Here is a 17,965-nt window from a genome sequence, read left to right on the forward strand (position 1 = left end):
ACGACAAAGGCTCCGGGTCCGAAGACCAGGAGCCGGATATTCACATTATCGGACGATCAAGGACGCTTGAGGGCGTACAACTTGCCGTCACGGCTCTGCACATACAGGGTGTCACCCTCCACCAGCGGAGCGGCATAGAGACCACTGCTGTCGAGCTGCTGCATGGCCTTGATGGTCCCGTCGGTACGGTCCAGCCAATACAGGTAACCTTCCACATCGCCGACCACCACATAGTCACCCAGGATGACGGGGGCGGTCACGGTGCGGTTTTCCAGCTGGGTGTTGGACCACAACTCGAGACCGTTGCGACGATCGACCGCAAACAGATGGCTGCGGCTGTCGGTCAGCACGATGGCATTGCCGGTCACCGCCATATCGCGATAACCGGAATACTTGCGCTTCCACACTTCGTCGCCGCTCATCAGCTTGCGCGCCATCAACTGGCCGTTGTAGGCGATGGCGTAGAGCTCATCACCGGCAATCAGCGGGCTGGCATCGACGTCCACCATCCGATCCAGTTCGGTGGCGCCGCGCGGGTCAGCCACCTTGGATTGACGCACCGGCTGGCCGTTGCTCAGCAGGGCGATGCCCACCTTGCCATCGGCGCGGCCATAGATGACGGCACCGTTGGTGATGATGGGGGCGCCGGCACTGCGCAGGGTCAGGGGCGGCTGCTCTTCGGACAGGGTCCACTGCAGCTTGCCCTCGTCGGTATCGAGCGCCACCAGACGACCGGAGGTGGTCAGCACCACCACGCGGCCATCCTCGACGGCGGGGCTCGCCACCACTTCCCCAGGTACCGTGGTCTGCCACAGCACTTCGCCGTTGGCCTCGTTCAGGGCGTAGACCACCCCGTTTTCGGACCCGAGGAACAGCTTGCCGTAGCGAGAGACCAGACCACCGGAGAGACGGGCACTACGCTTGTCGGCGTTGATGGGCAGATCTGCCAGATCCACGCTCCACAGCTCCTTGCCGCTCTCGCGCTCGAAGGCGGTCACATCGCCATCGCGGGCCGCTGCATAGATGCGGTCCTCTTCCACCACCGGCTTGAGCTGGGAGTAGAAGTCGCCGATGCCATCCCCGACCGAGGAGGACCATGCGGTATCGGCAGTGAACGCGGACTCGACCTTGGGCAGGGGTGCCATGGGGTTGAGATCTTCTTCCGAACTGAACAGGGAGCAGCCCTGCAAGGCGAAGGAGACAGCCACCCCCAGCGCCATTCGCTTGTACAGATTACGCATCCGGAGCCTCGCCCGCAGTGACGGCTGGCAGCGCCAGATCATCCATCTTCAGCTTGAGTTCGGCGCTGCTCTGCAGGCCGCCGGCATCCGCCGCCGCCTGATAGGCATCGCGCGCTTCTTCGGCCTTGCCCTGCTTTTGCAGGATGTCGCCGCGCACTTCCGCCACCTGGGCCTTGAAGGCGTCGTTGTTGATCTTGCCAAGCTGGGCCAGGGCCTCGTCAGCCTTGCCCTGATCGCTCAGGACCCGGGCCAGACGCAGGGCGGCGATGGGCTTGATGCTGTCATCGCCACTGGCGGCCACCTGGGTCAGCTGCTCGGCAGCCAGATCCAGCTTGCCCGCCTTGACGGCGGCCGCAGCCAGTTGCAGGGCAGCCAGCTCGGCATAGGCGTCACCCTTGTGGGCGGTAATGAAGCTCTTTGCCTGCTCCAGAGCGGCGTCATCCCCCTTGGCGAGCTGGGCGGTCATCTCGTTGTAAGCCTGGGAGGCGGCTTCCTGGTTGTTCTGCTGCATCTCGTTGTAGTAGCGCCAGCCAAAGAGGCCGACCAAACCGATCACGGTCCCGGCGATCACCGAGGTGCCGTTCTCTTTCCACCAGTTCTTGATGACCTCAACCTGTTGTTCTTCAGTGGTATACACTTCCACAGCTTACTCTCCTTTCGCTGCCAGCAGGGCGATGGCGGCATAGACCGAGACGGTCTGTTGCTCGGCCTGGCCACGCAGATATTTGATGGTGATCTCCCCGCTTTGCACCTCGGTCTCCCCAAGGATCAGGGCAATGGCCGCGCCGCTCTTGTCGGCACGCTTGAGTTGTTTCTTGAAGTTGCCGCCGCCGCAGTGGCTCATGAGGCGCAAGTCCGGCAGAGCATCGCGCAGGCGCTCGGCCAGAGCAAAGCCAGCCTGCTCGGTCCCCTCACCCACCATGCAGAGATAGACATCCACCGCCGGGCGGATGTCAGCATTGAGCTCGAGGGTTTCGAGCATCAGTACCAGACGCTCCATGCCCATGGCAAAACCCACCGCCGGGGTCGGCTGGCCACCGAGCTGCTCCACCAGACCGTCGTAGCGACCACCGGCACAGACGGTGCCCTGGGCCCCCAGGCTGTTGGTCACCCACTCAAACACGGTCAGGTTGTAGTAGTCGAGGCCGCGCACCAGACGCTCGTTCACCTCGAACTGGATGCCGGCCGCCGTGAGCAGGCGCTTGAGCCCTTCGAAGTGAGCCAGGCTCTCTTCGCCCAGGTGGTCGAACAGACGGGGGGCTCCCGCAAGGATGGCCTGCACTTTTTCGTCCTTGGAATCGAGCACCCGCAGGGGGTTGCTGTACATACGGCGCTGGCTCTCTTCGTCCAACTCGCTCTTGTACTGTTCCAGATAGGCGACCAGGGCATCGCGATAGGCGGCACGTTCGCTGCTCTGGCCGAGGGTATTGAGCTGCAGGGTCACGTGATCGCTGATGCCGAACAGACGCCACAGGCGGTGAGTCAGCATGATGAGCTCGGCATCGATGTCCGGCCCGTTGATACCGAACAGCTCGACCCCGAACTGGTGGAACTGGCGATAGCGACCTTTCTGGGGACGCTCGTGACGGAACATGGGGCCCATGTACCACATCCGGCGTTCCTGGTTGTAAAGCAGACCGTGCTCGATGCCGGCACGCACGCAACTGGCGGTCCCTTCCGGACGCAGGCTCAGGCTGTCGCCGTTGCGGTCTTCAAAGGTGTACATCTCTTTTTCGACCACGTCGGTCACTTCACCGATGGCACGCTTGAACAGATGGGTCTGCTCGACGATGGGCATGCGCACTTCGCTGTAGCCATAGCTGGCCACGACCTGGCGCAGGATCTGTTCTACTTTCTGCCATACCGGGCTCTGCTCCGGCAGGCAATCATTCATACCGCGAATAGCTTGGATCTGTTTTGCCACGTTGATACTCGAGAAAAAGAGGTAAAATTTGGCCGCATTATAGGGATTTTCGACCCCGAGGTAAAATCGGGTGCCCGGATGCGGGATGTAAAATCAACAACCTAAAGCCGGGGCCACCCCAGGTGGCCCCGTCATGGTTCAACCTTTGTCCACCTGGATCTGGTTGGCCGGATCCAGCATGGCGGCCCGGGCACGGATGCGACGCTCCAGGGTCGGGATCAAATCCTTGTTGTCGAGCCGGTCGACCCGCTGGCCCCCCTCGTAGAAGGCACTCTTGTTGGCGGCGCCCGCAAGGCCGAGATCGGAAACCAGCGCCTCCCCCGGACCGTTCACCACACAGCCGATGATGGAGACATCCATCGGGGTGATGATGTCTTCGAGCCGCTCTTCCAGGGCGTTGACCGTGCCGATGACGTCGAACTCCTGACGGGAGCAGGAGGGACAAGCGATGAAGTTGATGCCGCGGGAACGGATGCGCAGGGATTTGAGGATGTCGAAGCCCACCTTCACCTCTTCCACCGGATCGGCGGCCAGAGAGATGCGCAGGGTGTCGCCAATCCCTTCGCTCAGCAACATGCCAAGGCCGATGGCGGACTTGACCGCGCCGGCGCGGAATCCACCCGCCTCGGTGATCCCCAGGTGCAGCGGCTGGTCGATCTGCTTGGCCAGCAGGCGATAGGCACCGACCGCCAGGAAGACATCGGACGCCTTGACGCTCACCTTGAAGTTCTCAAAGTTGAGGCGATCCAGGTAATCCACGTGGCGCATGGCGGACTCCAGCAGCGCCTCCGGGGTCGGCTCGCCGTATTTCTCCTGGAGATCACGCTCAAGGGAACCGCCGTTGACGCCGATGCGGATGGGGATGTTGTAGTGACGGGCACAATCCACCACCGCACGCACCCGCTCTTCGTTGCCGATGTTGCCCGGGTTGATGCGCAGGCAGTCGGCCCCGTACTCGGCCACTTTGAGGGCGATGCGGTAGTCGAAGTGGATATCGGCGACGATGGGGATGCGGGTCTGCTGCTTGATGAGCTTGAACGCTTCCGCCGCCTCCATGGTGGGGACGGAGACCCGGACGATGTCGGCGCCGACCCGCTCGATCCGCTGGATCTGCTCGACGGTAGCGGCCACGTCCGTGGTCTTGGTGTTGGTCATGGTCTGTACCGTGATGGGGGCATCGCCCCCAACCGGCACGTTGCCGACCATGATCTGTCTGGATTTGCGACGAACGATGGGTGATTCGTGTGCGGGCTTTTCGTGAACAGACATGGCGGACTGATTACTCCTGCGGCAGTGAGAAGCGGGCAGTCCGGCCGTTGTTGTAACGGCTCATGTCGAAGGACTTGCCCTGATATTCGAGATTGACCGCCATGGGCGCGCCAATGATGAATCTGAGTGGCTCGGGTCCTTCCAGTACCAGTTCGTCGTTCGCCTTCTTCAGACCGCTGAACAGGGTCTTGCCGTTGGCATCCTTGACGTCCAGCCAGCAATCGGCGGTGAAGCTCATCTTGAGCTGGGGCGCCTTGGCGGGCTCGGTGGTCGTGCTCTCGGCAGTCGAGACCGCACCGGAAACGTCCGTCGGGACGGCTGCGCTGGCATCCGTAGCGACCACAGGCAGGGTCGCGGTGGCACCGCTCACCACAACCTGGGTGGACACGGCATCGGACGCTACGGGCAGCACGGGCTCGGCGACCTCCACGGCGGGGGCAACATTCGCTTCCGGCGTATTGACGGTCGCGCTCATCTCGGTCGCCGCCAGGGCGTCGTCACCGGCGGAGCGGCGCGCCGTGCTCTGCCACCACCAGGCGACGGAGAGCCCGATCAGCACCAGGATCACCAGCCAGGTCACCACCTTGAGCCGGCTGTCATTGGCCTGCTGGCGGGAGCGACGGGAGAAGCTCTGCATGTCGATGTTGTCGGGGGGAGTGAGCCCCAGCTTTTCGTAGGCGGCGAGGATGGTCTCCTCGGGGATGCCCACGAGCTTGGCATAGGCCCGCAGATAGCCACGAATGAAGGTATGGGACGTGTGCTTGTCATAGGTATCCGCTTCGATGGCGGCGATCAGGGTCAGACGAAGGTGAATGCGGGACGCAACCTGTTCCCGGGTCCAGCCGAGCTGTTCACGGGCGTTGCGCAGCAGCTGGCCTGGGCCCGCTGCCTGGGAGTCGTCTTGGAAATCGTGTGGCTGTTCAGTAGTCATTGGCTAAGTAACGCTTGGCTTGTTGCGAAGTGGGATATTGCCTTACCAGCTCAGTCCCGAATTGGTGAAGTAATGCCGGTTTGTCCATGGCCTGGGCCAGCCGCAGCCGGAGCCAGAGGCTCTCCTCGTTCTCCTCTGCCACATCGGCAAAGCGCGCGAGGTAAGACTGGACATCAGGAAGCTTGCCATCTTTCATGGAAAGCTCGGCCATGTCCAGCAATAACCTAGGATTGCGGGGATTATACCCCAAGGCCAGACGATAATACTCGCTGGCCTTGTCATTTCTGTGATTTTGCATCGAGCAGAGCGCCGCATTCTCGTAGGTATCGGCGATCTTCACGTAATCGGGCTGGCTGACGGCCTGCAAGAACGCCTTTTCCGCTTCGTCGAAGCGGCCACGGTTGCAGAGGAAGGCGCCATAGTTGTTCATCGCGTCAGCATTGGACGGATCCATGGCCAGCGCTTTCTTGTAGCTCGCCTCGGCGGCCTTGAAATCCGACACCTGCTGGTAGAAATAGGCAAAACCGATGTAGACCTGAGGATTGTTGGGATCGTACTGAAGGGCGCGGTCGAGATTGAATTTGGCCTGCTCGGCATTGCCCTGGCGCAGATACTGGATACCCAGATCGAGACGAGTCTGGGCGGCGGCCTTGAGGTCGGGGCCCACTTCACGCTGGGTCGAATTCTGGCCAGCGTAAGTGGTCTCTGTGACACAGCCTGGCAGCGCACAGAGCGCTGCCACTACGATCAATGTACGGATATCCATTTCCTGTCTATACAATGGCTTAGGAGTTAAACCATTTTGACGGAAATCCCATCCTGTTGCATCCGATTTTTCATGGTGCGCTTGGTGCGGTCGATCACCTCTCCCACCAGCTGCCCACAGGCGGCGTCGATGTCGTCACCACGGGTCTTGCGCACGATGACGGTCAGGCCGTATTCCATCAACACCTTGGAGAAACGGTCGATACGGCTGTTGCTCGGCTTGCCAAACGGGTTGCCCGGGAAGGGGTTGAACGGGATCAGGTTGATCTTGCAAGGAGTTTCCTTGAGAACCTTGGCCAGCTCATGGGCATGCTGCATGTCGTCGTTGATGTGATCGAGCAGCACATACTCCACGGTCACCCGGCCGCCGTTGGCGTTGGACTTGGCCAGATAGCGGCGTACCCCGGCAAGGAAGGACTCGATGTTGTACTTGTCGTTGATCGGCATGATCTCGGAACGCAACTGGTCGTTCGGCGCATGCAGAGAGATGGCCAGGGCCACGTCGATCTGGTCGCCCAGCATGTCCAGCGCCGGCACCACACCGGAGGTGGAGAGAGTGACGCGGCGCTTGGAGATGCTGAAGCCGAAGTCATCCATCATCAGCTTCATGGCAGGTACCACGTTGGCGAGGTTGAGCAGCGGCTCACCCATGCCCATCATCACCACGTTGGTGATGGGGCGCTTGCCACCCACCACTTTGGCGGCACGCCATACCTGACCGATGATCTCGGAGACTTTCAGGTTGCGGTTGAACCCTTGCTGGGCGGTGGAGCAGAAGGTGCACGCCAGGGCGCAGCCCACCTGGGAGGAGACGCACAGGGTCGCGCGGTCCGCTTCCGGAATGTAGACGGTCTCTACCTCCTGATCGCCCACCTGCAGCGCCCATTTGATGGTGCCATCGGCGGAGCGCTGTTCACGGCTGATCTCGGGGGCACGGATCTCGGCAATGGCCTTGAGCCGCTCGCGCAGCGCCTTGTTGACGTTGCTCATCTGATCGAAATCATCACAACCGAAGTGATAGATCCACTTCATTATCTGGTCTGCCCGGAACGGCTTCTCGCCCAACTCGACGAAGAAGGCACGCATGGCATCCCGGTCGAGATCCAGCAGGTTGGTTTTTGTTTCGCTCATCAGGGGCCTCAGCTCACACACTTCATAAATTATCGGCTGACCTACGTCAGGGGGCGGCATTGTACAAATAATGGGTCTGGCTTTCCACCTGGAGAATAAGTGGATATTGGCAGGATGACCAAAAAACAAAAGGGAGCCGAAGCTCCCTTGGTCACCAGCAAACAACATCAGCCGCGCGGGCAGATCTCGTCGTCGGAGAAGAAGTAGGCGATTTCACGGGCGGCAGAGGCCGGGGCATCGGAGCCGTGGACGGCGTTGCGATCGATGCTCTCGGCGTAGCAGGCGCGCAGGGTGCCGGCCAGCGCCTCTTTCGGGTTGGTGGCGCCCATGATTTCACGGTGACGGCGGATGGCGTCTTCACCTTCCAGCACCTGTACCATGACGGGGCCAGAGGTCATGAAGCCGACCAGACCATCATAAAACGGCTTGCCCTGGTGCTCGGCGTAGAAACCGGCGGCCTGTTCGCTGGTCAGGTGCAACATCTTGGCGGCGATGACTTTCAGGCCGGCGCTTTCGAAGCGGCTGTAAATGGCACCAATCAGGTTCTTGCTGACCGCATCCGGCTTGACGATGGAGAAGGTACGTTCGATAGCCATTGAGTTCTTTCCTTAACTACAGAGTTTTATTGTAGGAATCCATGTTCGGCGGCGATTATACGTAAACAAAAAACGAAATAACACACAAAAAATCAACTTTTTGTTAAACAAAAGAATCCTTGAAACAACATGGTGACTCATCTTGTGCCAGGGCAGAGAGAAAAAATGTGCGCTTGCGCACGATCGGCATGCTAATGCCTCAAAACCGTATCAATTGCTCAGCAAAGCAGCACTGGAAAGGGCACCCAGAGGTGCCCTTGTGATGCCGCTCACTGACTCAGCGCGTCTCCGCCAGCAGGGTATGGGCGATGGTGCGCATCCCCAGGGTATTGGCCCCGGGCGCCCACAGACTATCGCCGTTTTCGCTGAAGCAGGCGGCGAGATCGACATGCAGCCAGCCTCTTCCCTCATCAGGGACAAAGCGGGAGAGGAAGCCTGCCGCATTGGAGGCCCCCCCCGGTCCGCCGCCCGGCACGGGGCGGCTGTTGGCGGTGTCGGCATAGTGGGACGGGCACTGCTGGCGATGCCAGGGCTCCAGCGGCAGCGGCCATGCTGGCTCCTGCTCCGCATCCGAATAGGCCATGGCGCGGCTCACCAGCCCCTTGTCCAGTCCAAACAGGGCGTTGTAACGCCCTCCCAGCGCCATCACGGCCGCCCCGGTGAGGGTGGCAGCGTCGATGATGAGCGGCGCACCAGACTCGCCGGCCAGTTGCAAGCCGTCGGCCAGGATCAGACGCCCTTCGGCGTCGGTGTTGACCACCTCCACCGTGGTGCCGTTCTTGTAGGTGAGGATGTCACCCAGCTTGTAGGCATGGCCGGATACCAGGTTCTCGGCGCAGCAGAGGATGAGCTTCACCCGCTTGTCGAGGCCACGCAGAATGGCCAGCGCCAGCGCGCCGGTGACGATGGCGGCACCGCCCATGTCGTGTTTCATGGTCAGCATGCCCTGGGAGGTCTTCATGGAGTAGCCGCCGGAATCGAAGGTGATCCCCTTGCCCACCAGGGCGGCAGCTACCGGCGCCTTGGGATCCTTGCCCGGATTGAAATCCAGCTCCAGCATCACGGGCTCGCGGTCACTGCCACGACCCACTTGATAGAGACCGACCCAGCCCGCCTGTTGCAGCGCCTCTCCCTTGAGGATGCGATGGCTGATCCGGTCCGGTGCCAGCTCGGTGAGGAAGGCAGCGGCTTCGACCGCCAACTCCAGCGGCCCCAGCTGCTCCGGGGTGGCGTTGGTCATCTCCCGCACCCAACGCCCGCACAGCCAGCGCGCCTCCAGCTCCTCCCTGTCCTCCTCGGACGAAGTGGCCCACTGCAACCCCACTTCCGCCTTGGGCGTCTGCAGCCCCTGGGCAAAGGCCCACTGCTGCTCCCGCTCCCAGTGGCCAGCCAGGACCACCTGCTGGATCCCCTGGCTGCACAGGCGCCGCGCCGCCTGCTGGATATCCAGCAAGGGAGTGGCGCTCACCAGATGGATCACCATGCCGTCGGCACGGTGGGAGAGCAGTGCCCCCTCCCCCCACTCGGCCGGTGCAAACTCTCGGCTCAACCAGACGTTCATGCGCACACCTCCTGCAACCAGCGGGCAATCGTGCGAAGACCATGACCCTTGGCCCCGGTCGCCCAGAGCTCATTGCCCGACTTCTGATAGGAAGCGGCCAGGTCCAGGTGCACCCAGCCCTTGCCTTCGTCACGGACGAAGCGCGACAGGAACGCCGCTGCCGTGGTGGCGCCGGCAGTGCCTTCGGCGGATGCCACATTGCCCAGCTCGGCAAAGGCCGAGGTGAGCTGGCCTGCGTGCCAGGGTTCGAGCGGCAGCGGCCAGGCCTTCTCGTTTTCGGCGTTGGCGGCAGCCAGCGCGCGCACCTGCTCCGCCTCATCGAGAGCAAACACGGCGTTGTAGTCGCGGCCCAGCGCGGTCTTGGCGGCGCCGGTCAGGGTGGCAGCGTCGAGGATGTAGGCAGCCCCGCTTTCGCTCGCGGCCAGCAGGCCGTCTGCCAGCACCAGGCGACCTTCCGCGTCGGTATTCTGGATCTCGACCGAGATGCCGTTGCGATAGGTGAGGATATCGCCGAGCTTGAAGGCGTGGCCGGAGACCAGGTTCTCGGCGCAGCAGAGGATGAGCTTGACCCGCTTGTTCAGGCCACGGCTGATGGCCAGCGCCAGGGCGCCGGTCACCATGGCGGCGCCGCCCATGTCGGACTTCATCGGCAGCATGTTGTCGGAGGACTTCATGGAGTAGCCGCCGGAATCGAAGGTGATCCCCTTGCCCACCAGCGCCGCGACCACGGGGGCGTTGGCATCCCCGGTCGGGTTGTAGTCGAGCTCCAGCAGCACCGGCTCGCGCTCGCTGCCACGGCCCACCGACCAGATCCCGATATGACCCGATTCACGCAAGGCTTCGCCAGCGGTGATGCGGGCGGTCACCTTGTCATCGCCGAGGCTGCGAATGAGCAGCAGAGCGGACTCCGCCAGGCTCATGGGGTAGATGGCTTCCGGGCAGCCGTTGGTCACCTCGCGCACCCAGTGGGTCGCCTTGAGCAAGGCGGCGAGTTCGGCCGCTTCCTGCTCGCTCTGTTCACCAAGATCGAGCTCGCGAACCCCCTTGGCGGCATAGAAGCCCTGGGCAAAGGCGTAACGACGCTCCCCATTCCACCCCTCGCCCACCAGCTTGATGCGCTTGATGCCGCTCGACTCGAGGCGTCTGGCAGCGCGCTGGATGGCGCGCAGCGCCTCCTTCTCCTGGCCAGCGGCCAGATGGAGATGGGCCTCGTCCCCGTTGAAACTGAGCAGGGCACCCTCGCCCCACTGGGCGGCGGCAGCCTGGGACGACAACCTTACGTTCATCATGTCAGCCATGTTCTCTTGCTTCCTTTTTATTGGCACTTTTATCAACGAATAGGGAAATCACGGGCACAAAAAAGGCCGCTCCCTCAAGGGTCACGGCCTTCACCATATCATTACTGCACCATGAGATGCTGCACGCGCAATTCACTCATGTGTAATTAAGGGGTCATCAGTGGCGCTCGGACGCCAGATTCAGGGTGTACTTGGGCAGTTCCACCACCAGATCCTCGTCCGCCAGTCTGGCCTGGCAGCTGAGACGGGATTCCGGCTCCAGCCCCCACGCCTTGTCCAGCATGTCGTCTTCCAGCTCGTCGCTCGGCTCGAGGGAGTCGAACCCTTCCCGCACCACGCAGTGGCAGGTGGTGCAGGCACAGGACTTCTCGCAAGCGTGCTCGATCTCGATGCCATTGCGCAGCGCGATATCCAGAATGGTTTCACCGGTCGCACCTTCGAGGGCCGCGCCGTCCGGACAGAGCTCGGGATGGGGCAGAATAATCAGTTTTGGCATATCACACCTTGTTGACGTTTTGTCCGGTCAGCACCTTGCGGATGGAGGCATCCATCCGGCGGGCTGCAAATTCGCCACTGGCAGCATCCGCTGCCTCGATGGCCTCTTTGATCTGGTTGGTGGTGCCCGTGCTGCGCATGGTCAGCAGATGGGCGATGGCGGCATCCAGCTCGGCCCGCTCGGCGGGGCTCAATAAGGCCTCGCCATCGGCGGCCAGCGCGGCGTTGAGACTCTCGACCACCCGGTCGGCCTCGACCTGTTGCTCCGCCAACATGCGGGCGTCCATGTCCTGCTGGGCATTGGCGATGGAGGCGCTCAGCATGTTGAGGATGTCATCCTCACCCAGTCCATAGGAGGGCTTGACCTGGATCTCGGCCTGCACGCCGGAGGATTTCTCCATGGCGCTGACCGACAGCAGACCGTCCGCATCCACCTGGAAGGTAACGCGAATGTGGGCCGCCCCCGCCGCCATGGGCGGAATGCCGGTCAGGGTGAAGCGGGCCAGGGAGCGGCAATCGGCCACCAGCTCGCGCTCTCCCTGCACCACGTGGATGGCCATTGCGGTCTGGCCATCCTTGAAGGTGGTGAACTCCTGGGCGCGAGCCACCGGAATGGTGGTATTGCGCGGGATCACCTTCTCGGCGAGGCCGCCCATGGTCTCAAGACCGAGGGAAAGCGGGATGACGTCCAGCAGCAGCATCTCGGCGTCGGGCTTGTTGCCCACCAGGATGTCGGCCTGGATGGCGGCACCGATGGCCACCACCTTGTCAGGGTCAATGCTGGTCAAGGGGGTGCGGCCGAAGAACTCGCCCACCCGCTCGCGCACCAGCGGCACCCGGGTCGAGCCACCGACCATCACCACTTCCAGTACCTCTTCCTGCTCGAGACCCGCATCGCGCAGGGCGCGCCGACAGGCCTGCAGGGTGCGCTTGACCAGGGGCTGGATCAGCTCGTCAAACTGGCTGCGGGTGACGGTACCCTGCCAGCCGGCAAAGGTGCAGGAAACGGCATCGGCATCGGTGAGGCCGTGCTTGATGCTGGCCGCCGCATCCAGCAACTCGCGCTGGGTACGGGCATCGAGCTGACCGGACAACCCGGCTTGCTCTTTGAGCCAGTCCGCCAGCAGATGGTCAAAATCGTCACCACCGAGTGCCGAGTCGCCACCGGTGGCCATCACCTCAAACACCCCGCGATGCAGGCGCAGGATGGAGATATCGAAGGTTCCGCCACCCAGGTCATAGACGGCGATCACCCCTTCCTGGCCGGAGTCGAGGCCATAGGCGATGGCCGCCGCCGTGGGTTCGTTGAGCAACCGCAGTACATGCAGACCGGCCAGTCTGGCCGCGTCCTTGGTGCCCTGACGCTGGGCATCGTCAAAATAGGCGGGCACCGTGATGACCACGCCGTCGAGGTCTCCCCCGAGGGACGCGGCACCGCGCTCGGCCAGTTTTTTCAGGATCTCGGCCGAGACCTGCACCGGGTTGACCAGCCCCTGGCGGGTCTGCAACTGGGGCATGCCCGTCTCGGTAGCCACGAACTCGTAAGGCTGCTGACGGGTATCGATATCGGCCAGCGCCTTGCCCATCATCCGCTTGACCGAGACGATGGTGTTGTGGGGATCGAGGGCCGCCTCACGCTTGGCATCGAAGCCAACCCGGATGGTATCGGCCTGGTAATGGACCACGGAAGGCAGCAGATCACGCCCCTGCTCGTCACAGAGGGTGTCGGCCTGGCCGCTGCGCACGGCGGCGACCAGGGAGTTGGTGGTGCCAAGATCGATGCCGACGGCACGTTTATGCTGGTGAGGCGCGGCGCTCTGGCCTGGCTCGGCAATTTGCAGTAATGCCATGGGTAATCACAATTCCTGCGTTAGAGGGTCAAGACTCGAACAGCGAGTCTTCGAATCGTTCCAGCTCCTCGAGGAGCTTGTCGACAAATTTGAGCTTGCGAACGCAATCCGCCGCCTGCAGATCCTCACCCCTGGTGAGAGAGTCGGTCAGCCGTTGCATCAACGCCTGGTGATCATGCCTGATCTCCTGGCGAAAATCCTTGATGGCGCCCTCAGGGTCGGCGTCGCCCTTGAGATCAGCCAGCCGCTCTCGCCACTCCAGCTGTTGCATCAGAAAGGCAGGATCTTGCAGTGTCTGCTGCTCGCCGCGAATATCTGTGCCCCGCAAGGAGAGCAGGTACTCGGCTCGGCGCAAGGGGGCCTTGAGGGTGGTAAACGCATCGTTGATCTGGGCAGCACGCTGCACGGCAGCAAGCTGCTCCCGCTCGGGGGCAGTCGCAAAACGATCGGGATGGAACTGGGTCTGCAGCTGACGATAGGTGTCAGCCAGTTGGCGAGTATCGAGCTCGAAGCCCTCAGCCAGCCCGAACAGCTCGAAATGATTCATCCTTCGTCCTCAGACAATAGCGCTGGGAGTGCAACCACACTCGTCTTGAACTTGAAAGCAGTGGCATGGACTGGCGTCCACACCACTGTGTTGATGAGCAAGGTGTTGATCACAAGAGACTCGCCGCAACAGGGCTCACCCTTGGGGCTGCGAGGCCTTGCAAACATGGGCGATCGGTCAATCGAACCACTTACACGCTGAAGCTTTCGCCACAACCACATTCGCCCTTGGCATTCGGGTTGTTGAACTGGAAGCCCTCGTTGAGGCCTTCCTTCACGAAGTCCAGCTCGGTGCCATCCAGGTGGATCAGGCTCTTGGCATCCACGATGATCTTGACGCCTTTCTGCTCGAACACCTGATCCTCGGCAGCCAGCTCATCCACGAACTCGAGCACATAGGCAAGGCCAGAACAGCCGGTCGTCTTGACGCCGAGGCGCAGGCCAATGCCCTTGCCCCGGTTGATCATGAAGGAGGAAACCCGCGCCGCTGCGGCATCTGTCATGGTTATGGCCATACTGCTCTCCGGACCTTAAAGACCTTTCTTCTGCTTGTAATCGGCGATGGCGGCCTTGATGGCATCCTCCGCCAGAATGGAGCAGTGGATCTTCACCGGCGGCAGCGCCAGCTCTTCGGCGATGTCGGTGTTCTTGATACCGGCCGCTTCGTCCAGGGTCTTGCCCTTGACCCACTCGGTCACCAGAGAGCTGGAGGCGATGGCGGAACCACAGCCGTAGGTCTTGAATTTGGCATCTTCGATGATGCCATCGTCGCTGATCTTCAGTTGCAGCTTCATGACGTCACCACAGGCCGGTGCACCGACCATACCGGTGGCGACGCTGGGATCGTTCTTGTCAAAACCACCGACGTTGCGGGGATTCTCGTAGTGGTCGATTACTTTTTCACTGTAAGCCATATCTAACTCCTGCTAATTCCGTTGTTCACCAGATCCTTGCCATGCTGGCAAGGATCAGTGATGTGCCCATTCGACCGTGTTCAGATCGACGCCATCCTTGAACATCTCCCACAGGGGGGACATCTCGCGCAGACGACCGATGGAGTCGCAGATGAGCTTGATTGCGTAGTCGATCTCTTCTTCGGTGGTGAAGCGACCGATGCTGAAACGGATGGAGCTGTGTGCCAGCTCGTCGTTCAGACCCAGGGCGCGCAGCACGTAGGAAGGTTCCAGGCTGGCCGAGGTACAGGCAGAACCGGAAGAGACCGCCAGATCCTTCAGTGCCATGATGAGGGATTCACCTTCCACATAGGCGAAGCTGACGTTCAGGTTACCCGGTACACGCTGATCCAGATCCCCGTTGATATAGACTTCTTCGATGTTCTTGATGCCATCCCACAGACGCTGGCGCAGGGCCATGATGTGCTGGCTCTCGCTCGCCATCTCTTCCTTGGCGATGCGGAAGGCTTCCCCCATGCCGACGATCTGGTGGGTTGCCAGGGTGCCGGAGCGCATGCCGCGCTCGTGACCACCGCCGTGCATCTGGGCTTCCAGACGAACACGGGGCTTGCGGCGCACATACAGGGCGCCAATGCCTTTCGGGCCGTATACCTTGTGGGCGGACATGGAGAGCAGATCAACCTTGAGAGCTTCCACGTCGACCGGGATCTTGCCCACGCTCTGGACGGCGTCCACGTGCAGCAGGATCTTGCGGGAACGGCACAGCTCGCCGATGGCAGCGATGTCTTGCACCACCCCGATCTCGTTGTTGGCGTGCATGATGCTGACCAGGATGGTGTCATCACGCAGGGCGCCTTCGATCTGCTCAAGAGTGAACAGGCCGTTGGGCATGGGCTCGAGGTAGGTCACCTCATAGCCTTCACGCTCCAGTTGGCGGCAGGTATCCAGCACGGCTTTGTGCTCGGTCTTGGAGGTGACGATGTGCTTGCCCTTGCCGGCGTAGAAATGGGCGATGCCCTTGATGGCCAGGTTGTTGGACTCGGTCGCACCGGAGGTAAAGACGATCTCGCGCGGGTCCGCGCCGATCAGCTCTGCCACTTGATTACGGGCCAGATCCACCGCCTCTTCGGCCTGCCAGCCGAAACGGTGGGAACGGGAGGCTGGGTTGCCGAACAGGCCGTCCATGGTGAGGCACTGCATCATTTTTTCTGCGACACGCGGGTCCACCGGACAGGTTGCCGAATAATCAAGGTAAATAGGCAGTTTCATCTTTTTCTCCGTTACGACGGGGTCACACAGCGACTCGTCGTGGAAAGCACGTTTATAGTTGGACTTTCAAGCTCACATCACCGCGTTCGGCCCGATCAACCAGGGACAACACGGTCTTCATTTGTTCATCTTGCTTGCCGGCGATACGGCGCACATCGGCCTGACCAACCAGCTCGGCCAGGGTGATATCCCCCAGGAAACTGGAGATGCGTTCGCTCAGATCCCGCCACAAGGAGTGGGTCAGGCACTGGGTACCACCGTGGCAGCCCCCTTTGCCGAGGCACTTGGTCGCATCGACCGATTCATCGACCGCGGTGATCACCTGACCGACCGAGATCTCGCCAGGGGCCAGACCGAGGCGATAGCCGCCACCGGGGCCACGTACGCTGCTCACCAGACCATGCTTGCGCAGACGGGCAAACAGTTGTTCCAGATAGGACAAGGAGATGCCCTGGCGCTCTGAAATATCAGCCAGGGGCACGGGCCCCTGCTCTGCATGCAACGCCACGTCGAGCATGGCTGTCACCGCGTAACGTCCTTTTGAGGTCAGTCTCATATGCCTTACCGTTTGCGAACCAATCAATATGTGGCATATGGTCACATACCCGACTAAATCAGTCAAGTATATGCTTGAGTAAATCAGTCGGGATTAATCCTGTGCCCTGGACTTCTGGACAGAGGTGAGAATGCCCCGCAGGATGTTCAACTCCACCGCTTCGGGTCTGGCCCGGTTGAATAGACGACGCAGTTTGCTCATCACATGGCCTGGATGGTCATCGGCAATGAATCCCGTCTTTTGCAACGTCTGCTCCAGATGCTGATAAAACCCTTCCAGTTGCTGGGCGCTGGGGTACTCGACCCGCTCCTCCTCCGGGGCCGAATGCTCCTGGTTCTGTACTTCCAGCCAGCGCATCCGCACCTCGTAACAAAGGGTCTGCACTGCCATGGCCAGATTGAGGGAGCTGTATTCTGGATTGGCGGGAATGGCCACATGGAAGTGGCATTTTTGCAGTTCGTCATTGGTGAGGCCGGTGCGTTCACGGCCAAACACCAGCGCGACCGGGTGCTCCATGCCCTCGGCAACCAGCTTCTCGCCCGCTTCACGGGGATCCAGCATGGGCCAGCTCAAGGTGCGGGAACGGGCACTGGTGCCGATGACCAGACCACAGTCGGCAATGGCTTCATCCAGGGTCGGCACGATTCGGGCGCGAGCCAGGATATCGCTGGCCCCCGCCGCCAGGGCGACGGCCTCCTCATCCGGCTGGGCCTGGGGATCGACCAGCACCAGTTGAGTCAGCCCCATGGTCTTCATGGCCCGCGCCGCGGATCCCATGTTGCCGGTGTGAGAGGTGTTTACCAACACGATACGAATCTGATCCAACATGCCCAGTCAATCTTCAGTCAAAAATGGCGCGCAATTGTAACATAACCAATCGCTATTTTGGCACCGCTTCCGACCAGGCATTTCTGCACAAACAGGCAGATGATACATCCCCACCCTGCGTGGTCACGCTGACAGTGGGGGACTGCGGCTCAAGTTCACCTGTTCCGCAGCACTCGGGCAAGAAAACGGCTCAGCCCATTGTCGCGGCAGTGGGCACGTGCGTCTCGCGGGCCCGCTCGATAAAGGTCGCCAGATCCATCAGGGGGTATTTCATCAATCCCAGCCCGTCCAGATCCAGGCTGTCCATCAGATTTTTCACCTCCAGGCCTAGCTCGGTATCCCCCTCTATCTTCAGTCGGCGCTGGAAGAAGAGGGAATCCGGGTCTTCACGGCGCCCGGCGATCAGAACAAGATCCTGGCTATTGCCGCTGAAACAGACATCGGCGTGTTCACACTCCCTCGCCACTACCAATTTGCCCCCCTGCTCGCTGATAAACCAGCATAACCCCAGATCGCTGACTTCCACTTTCAGCCACTTGCCCGCAAGAAACGCAAATTCCCCCTCTTCGATGGCCTCCCGGAATACCCTACCCAGCAGGGCCTCCATCAGGTTTTGTTGCAGCGGGAAGGGCACCAGCTTGAGGGGGTGGCGCAAGAGACGGGGTGCCTGTTCGACCAGGCGACGTTGCAGATGTTGAAACACGATAAACTCCCAGTTTTTTGCGCATTCAAGCACAGCCCCTTCGGCAAGATCCTGTTGAAAATCAAACTTGTGCCCACTTACCTCAAGA

General features: G+C 61.4%; 19 protein-coding genes. All 19 read right to left on the minus strand.

All coding sequences use genetic code 11. From position 1 onward, the window contains the following. Positions 1-56: 56 nt before the first annotated feature. The 19 genes from bamB to ubiT all read right to left on the minus strand — a co-directional run bounded on the left by bamB (position 57) and on the right by ubiT (position 17,877). On the minus strand, positions 57-1,241 hold the full coding sequence (bamB, locus tag PG892_RS04030; protein WP_029314685.1) for an outer membrane protein assembly factor BamB: 1,185 nt from the start codon (positions 1,239-1,241) through the stop codon (positions 57-59). Then, complete coding sequence (locus tag PG892_RS04035) at positions 1,234-1,884, minus strand: YfgM family protein (protein WP_010675047.1); 651 nt, start codon at positions 1,882-1,884, stop codon at positions 1,234-1,236. Before PG892_RS04035 ends, bamB begins: the two co-directional genes overlap by 8 nt. Before the next feature lie 3 nt (positions 1,885-1,887). After that, a complete protein-coding gene (gene hisS / locus PG892_RS04040) occupies positions 1,888-3,165 on the minus strand; it encodes a histidine--tRNA ligase (RefSeq protein WP_103857949.1) in 1,278 nt (425 codons plus the stop codon). A gap of 138 nt (positions 3,166-3,303) precedes the next feature. Further along, a complete protein-coding gene (gene ispG / locus PG892_RS04045) occupies positions 3,304-4,434 on the minus strand; it encodes a flavodoxin-dependent (E)-4-hydroxy-3-methylbut-2-enyl-diphosphate synthase (RefSeq protein WP_119197617.1) in 1,131 nt (376 codons plus the stop codon). Positions 4,435-4,444: 10 nt separating this feature from the next. Further along, positions 4,445-5,365 carry a RodZ domain-containing protein gene (locus PG892_RS04050; RefSeq protein ID WP_104454297.1) on the minus strand — a complete coding sequence of 307 codons (921 nt, stop codon included), beginning with the start codon at positions 5,363-5,365 and terminating at the stop codon, positions 4,445-4,447. After that, positions 5,355-6,146: a PilW family type IVa pilus biogenesis/stability lipoprotein TapF gene (gene tapF / locus PG892_RS04055; protein WP_103857947.1), complete on the minus strand. Its 792-nt coding sequence runs from the start codon at positions 6,144-6,146 to the stop codon at positions 5,355-5,357. Before tapF ends, PG892_RS04050 begins: the two co-directional genes overlap by 11 nt. Positions 6,147-6,157: 11 nt before the next feature. Further along, positions 6,158-7,261 carry a bifunctional tRNA (adenosine(37)-C2)-methyltransferase TrmG/ribosomal RNA large subunit methyltransferase RlmN gene (locus tag PG892_RS04060; protein WP_041213014.1) on the minus strand — a complete coding sequence of 368 codons (1,104 nt, stop codon included), beginning with the start codon at positions 7,259-7,261 and terminating at the stop codon, positions 6,158-6,160. A gap of 167 nt (positions 7,262-7,428) precedes the next feature. After that, positions 7,429-7,857: a nucleoside-diphosphate kinase gene (gene ndk, locus PG892_RS04065; RefSeq protein WP_045524435.1), complete on the minus strand. Its 429-nt coding sequence runs from the start codon at positions 7,855-7,857 to the stop codon at positions 7,429-7,431. A gap of 277 nt (positions 7,858-8,134) precedes the next feature. Beyond that, on the minus strand, positions 8,135-9,418 hold the full coding sequence (gene pepB / locus PG892_RS04070) for an aminopeptidase PepB (protein ID WP_041213015.1): 1,284 nt from the start codon (positions 9,416-9,418) through the stop codon (positions 8,135-8,137). Beyond that, on the minus strand, positions 9,415-10,716 hold the full coding sequence (pepB, locus tag PG892_RS04075; protein WP_223915136.1) for an aminopeptidase PepB: 1,302 nt from the start codon (positions 10,714-10,716) through the stop codon (positions 9,415-9,417). Before pepB (PG892_RS04075) ends, pepB (PG892_RS04070) begins: the two co-directional genes overlap by 4 nt. Positions 10,717-10,873: 157 nt before the next feature. Continuing rightward, entirely contained in the window at positions 10,874-11,212 is a 339-nt protein-coding gene (gene fdx / locus PG892_RS04080) for an ISC system 2Fe-2S type ferredoxin (RefSeq protein WP_005299781.1), read from the minus strand. Between the two features lies 1 nt (position 11,213). Further along, entirely contained in the window at positions 11,214-13,061 is a 1,848-nt protein-coding gene (gene hscA / locus PG892_RS04085; protein ID WP_052815718.1) for a Fe-S protein assembly chaperone HscA, read from the minus strand. Between the two features lie 28 nt (positions 13,062-13,089). After that, positions 13,090-13,608, minus strand: a complete 519-nt coding sequence (hscB, locus tag PG892_RS04090) for a co-chaperone HscB (RefSeq protein WP_010675057.1) — start codon at positions 13,606-13,608, stop codon at positions 13,090-13,092. A gap of 190 nt (positions 13,609-13,798) precedes the next feature. Then, positions 13,799-14,122 (minus strand): iron-sulfur cluster assembly protein IscA, encoded by a 324-nt coding sequence (gene iscA / locus PG892_RS04095; RefSeq protein ID WP_010675058.1) that lies wholly within the window; start codon positions 14,120-14,122, stop codon positions 13,799-13,801. Positions 14,123-14,137: 15 nt separating this feature from the next. Continuing rightward, positions 14,138-14,521, minus strand: a complete 384-nt coding sequence (gene iscU, locus PG892_RS04100; RefSeq protein ID WP_010675059.1) for a Fe-S cluster assembly scaffold IscU — start codon at positions 14,519-14,521, stop codon at positions 14,138-14,140. 54 nt (positions 14,522-14,575) lie between these two features. Continuing rightward, complete coding sequence (locus PG892_RS04105) at positions 14,576-15,790, minus strand: IscS subfamily cysteine desulfurase (protein ID WP_010675060.1); 1,215 nt, start codon at positions 15,788-15,790, stop codon at positions 14,576-14,578. Positions 15,791-15,842: 52 nt separating this feature from the next. Then, entirely contained in the window at positions 15,843-16,346 is a 504-nt protein-coding gene (gene iscR, locus PG892_RS04110) for a Fe-S cluster assembly transcriptional regulator IscR (protein WP_025327241.1), read from the minus strand. Between the two features lie 93 nt (positions 16,347-16,439). Then, entirely contained in the window at positions 16,440-17,174 is a 735-nt protein-coding gene (trmJ, locus tag PG892_RS04115) for a tRNA (cytosine(32)/uridine(32)-2'-O)-methyltransferase TrmJ (protein ID WP_041213018.1), read from the minus strand. 190 nt (positions 17,175-17,364) lie between these two features. Next, complete coding sequence (gene ubiT, locus PG892_RS04120) at positions 17,365-17,877, minus strand: ubiquinone anaerobic biosynthesis accessory factor UbiT (RefSeq protein WP_041213385.1); 513 nt, start codon at positions 17,875-17,877, stop codon at positions 17,365-17,367. Positions 17,878-17,965: the final 88 nt, after the last annotated feature.

Origin of the sequence: Aeromonas sp. QDB68, assembly GCF_027707405.1 — a bacterium.
Taxonomy (GTDB): Bacteria; Pseudomonadota; Gammaproteobacteria; order Enterobacterales; family Aeromonadaceae; genus Aeromonas; species Aeromonas caviae.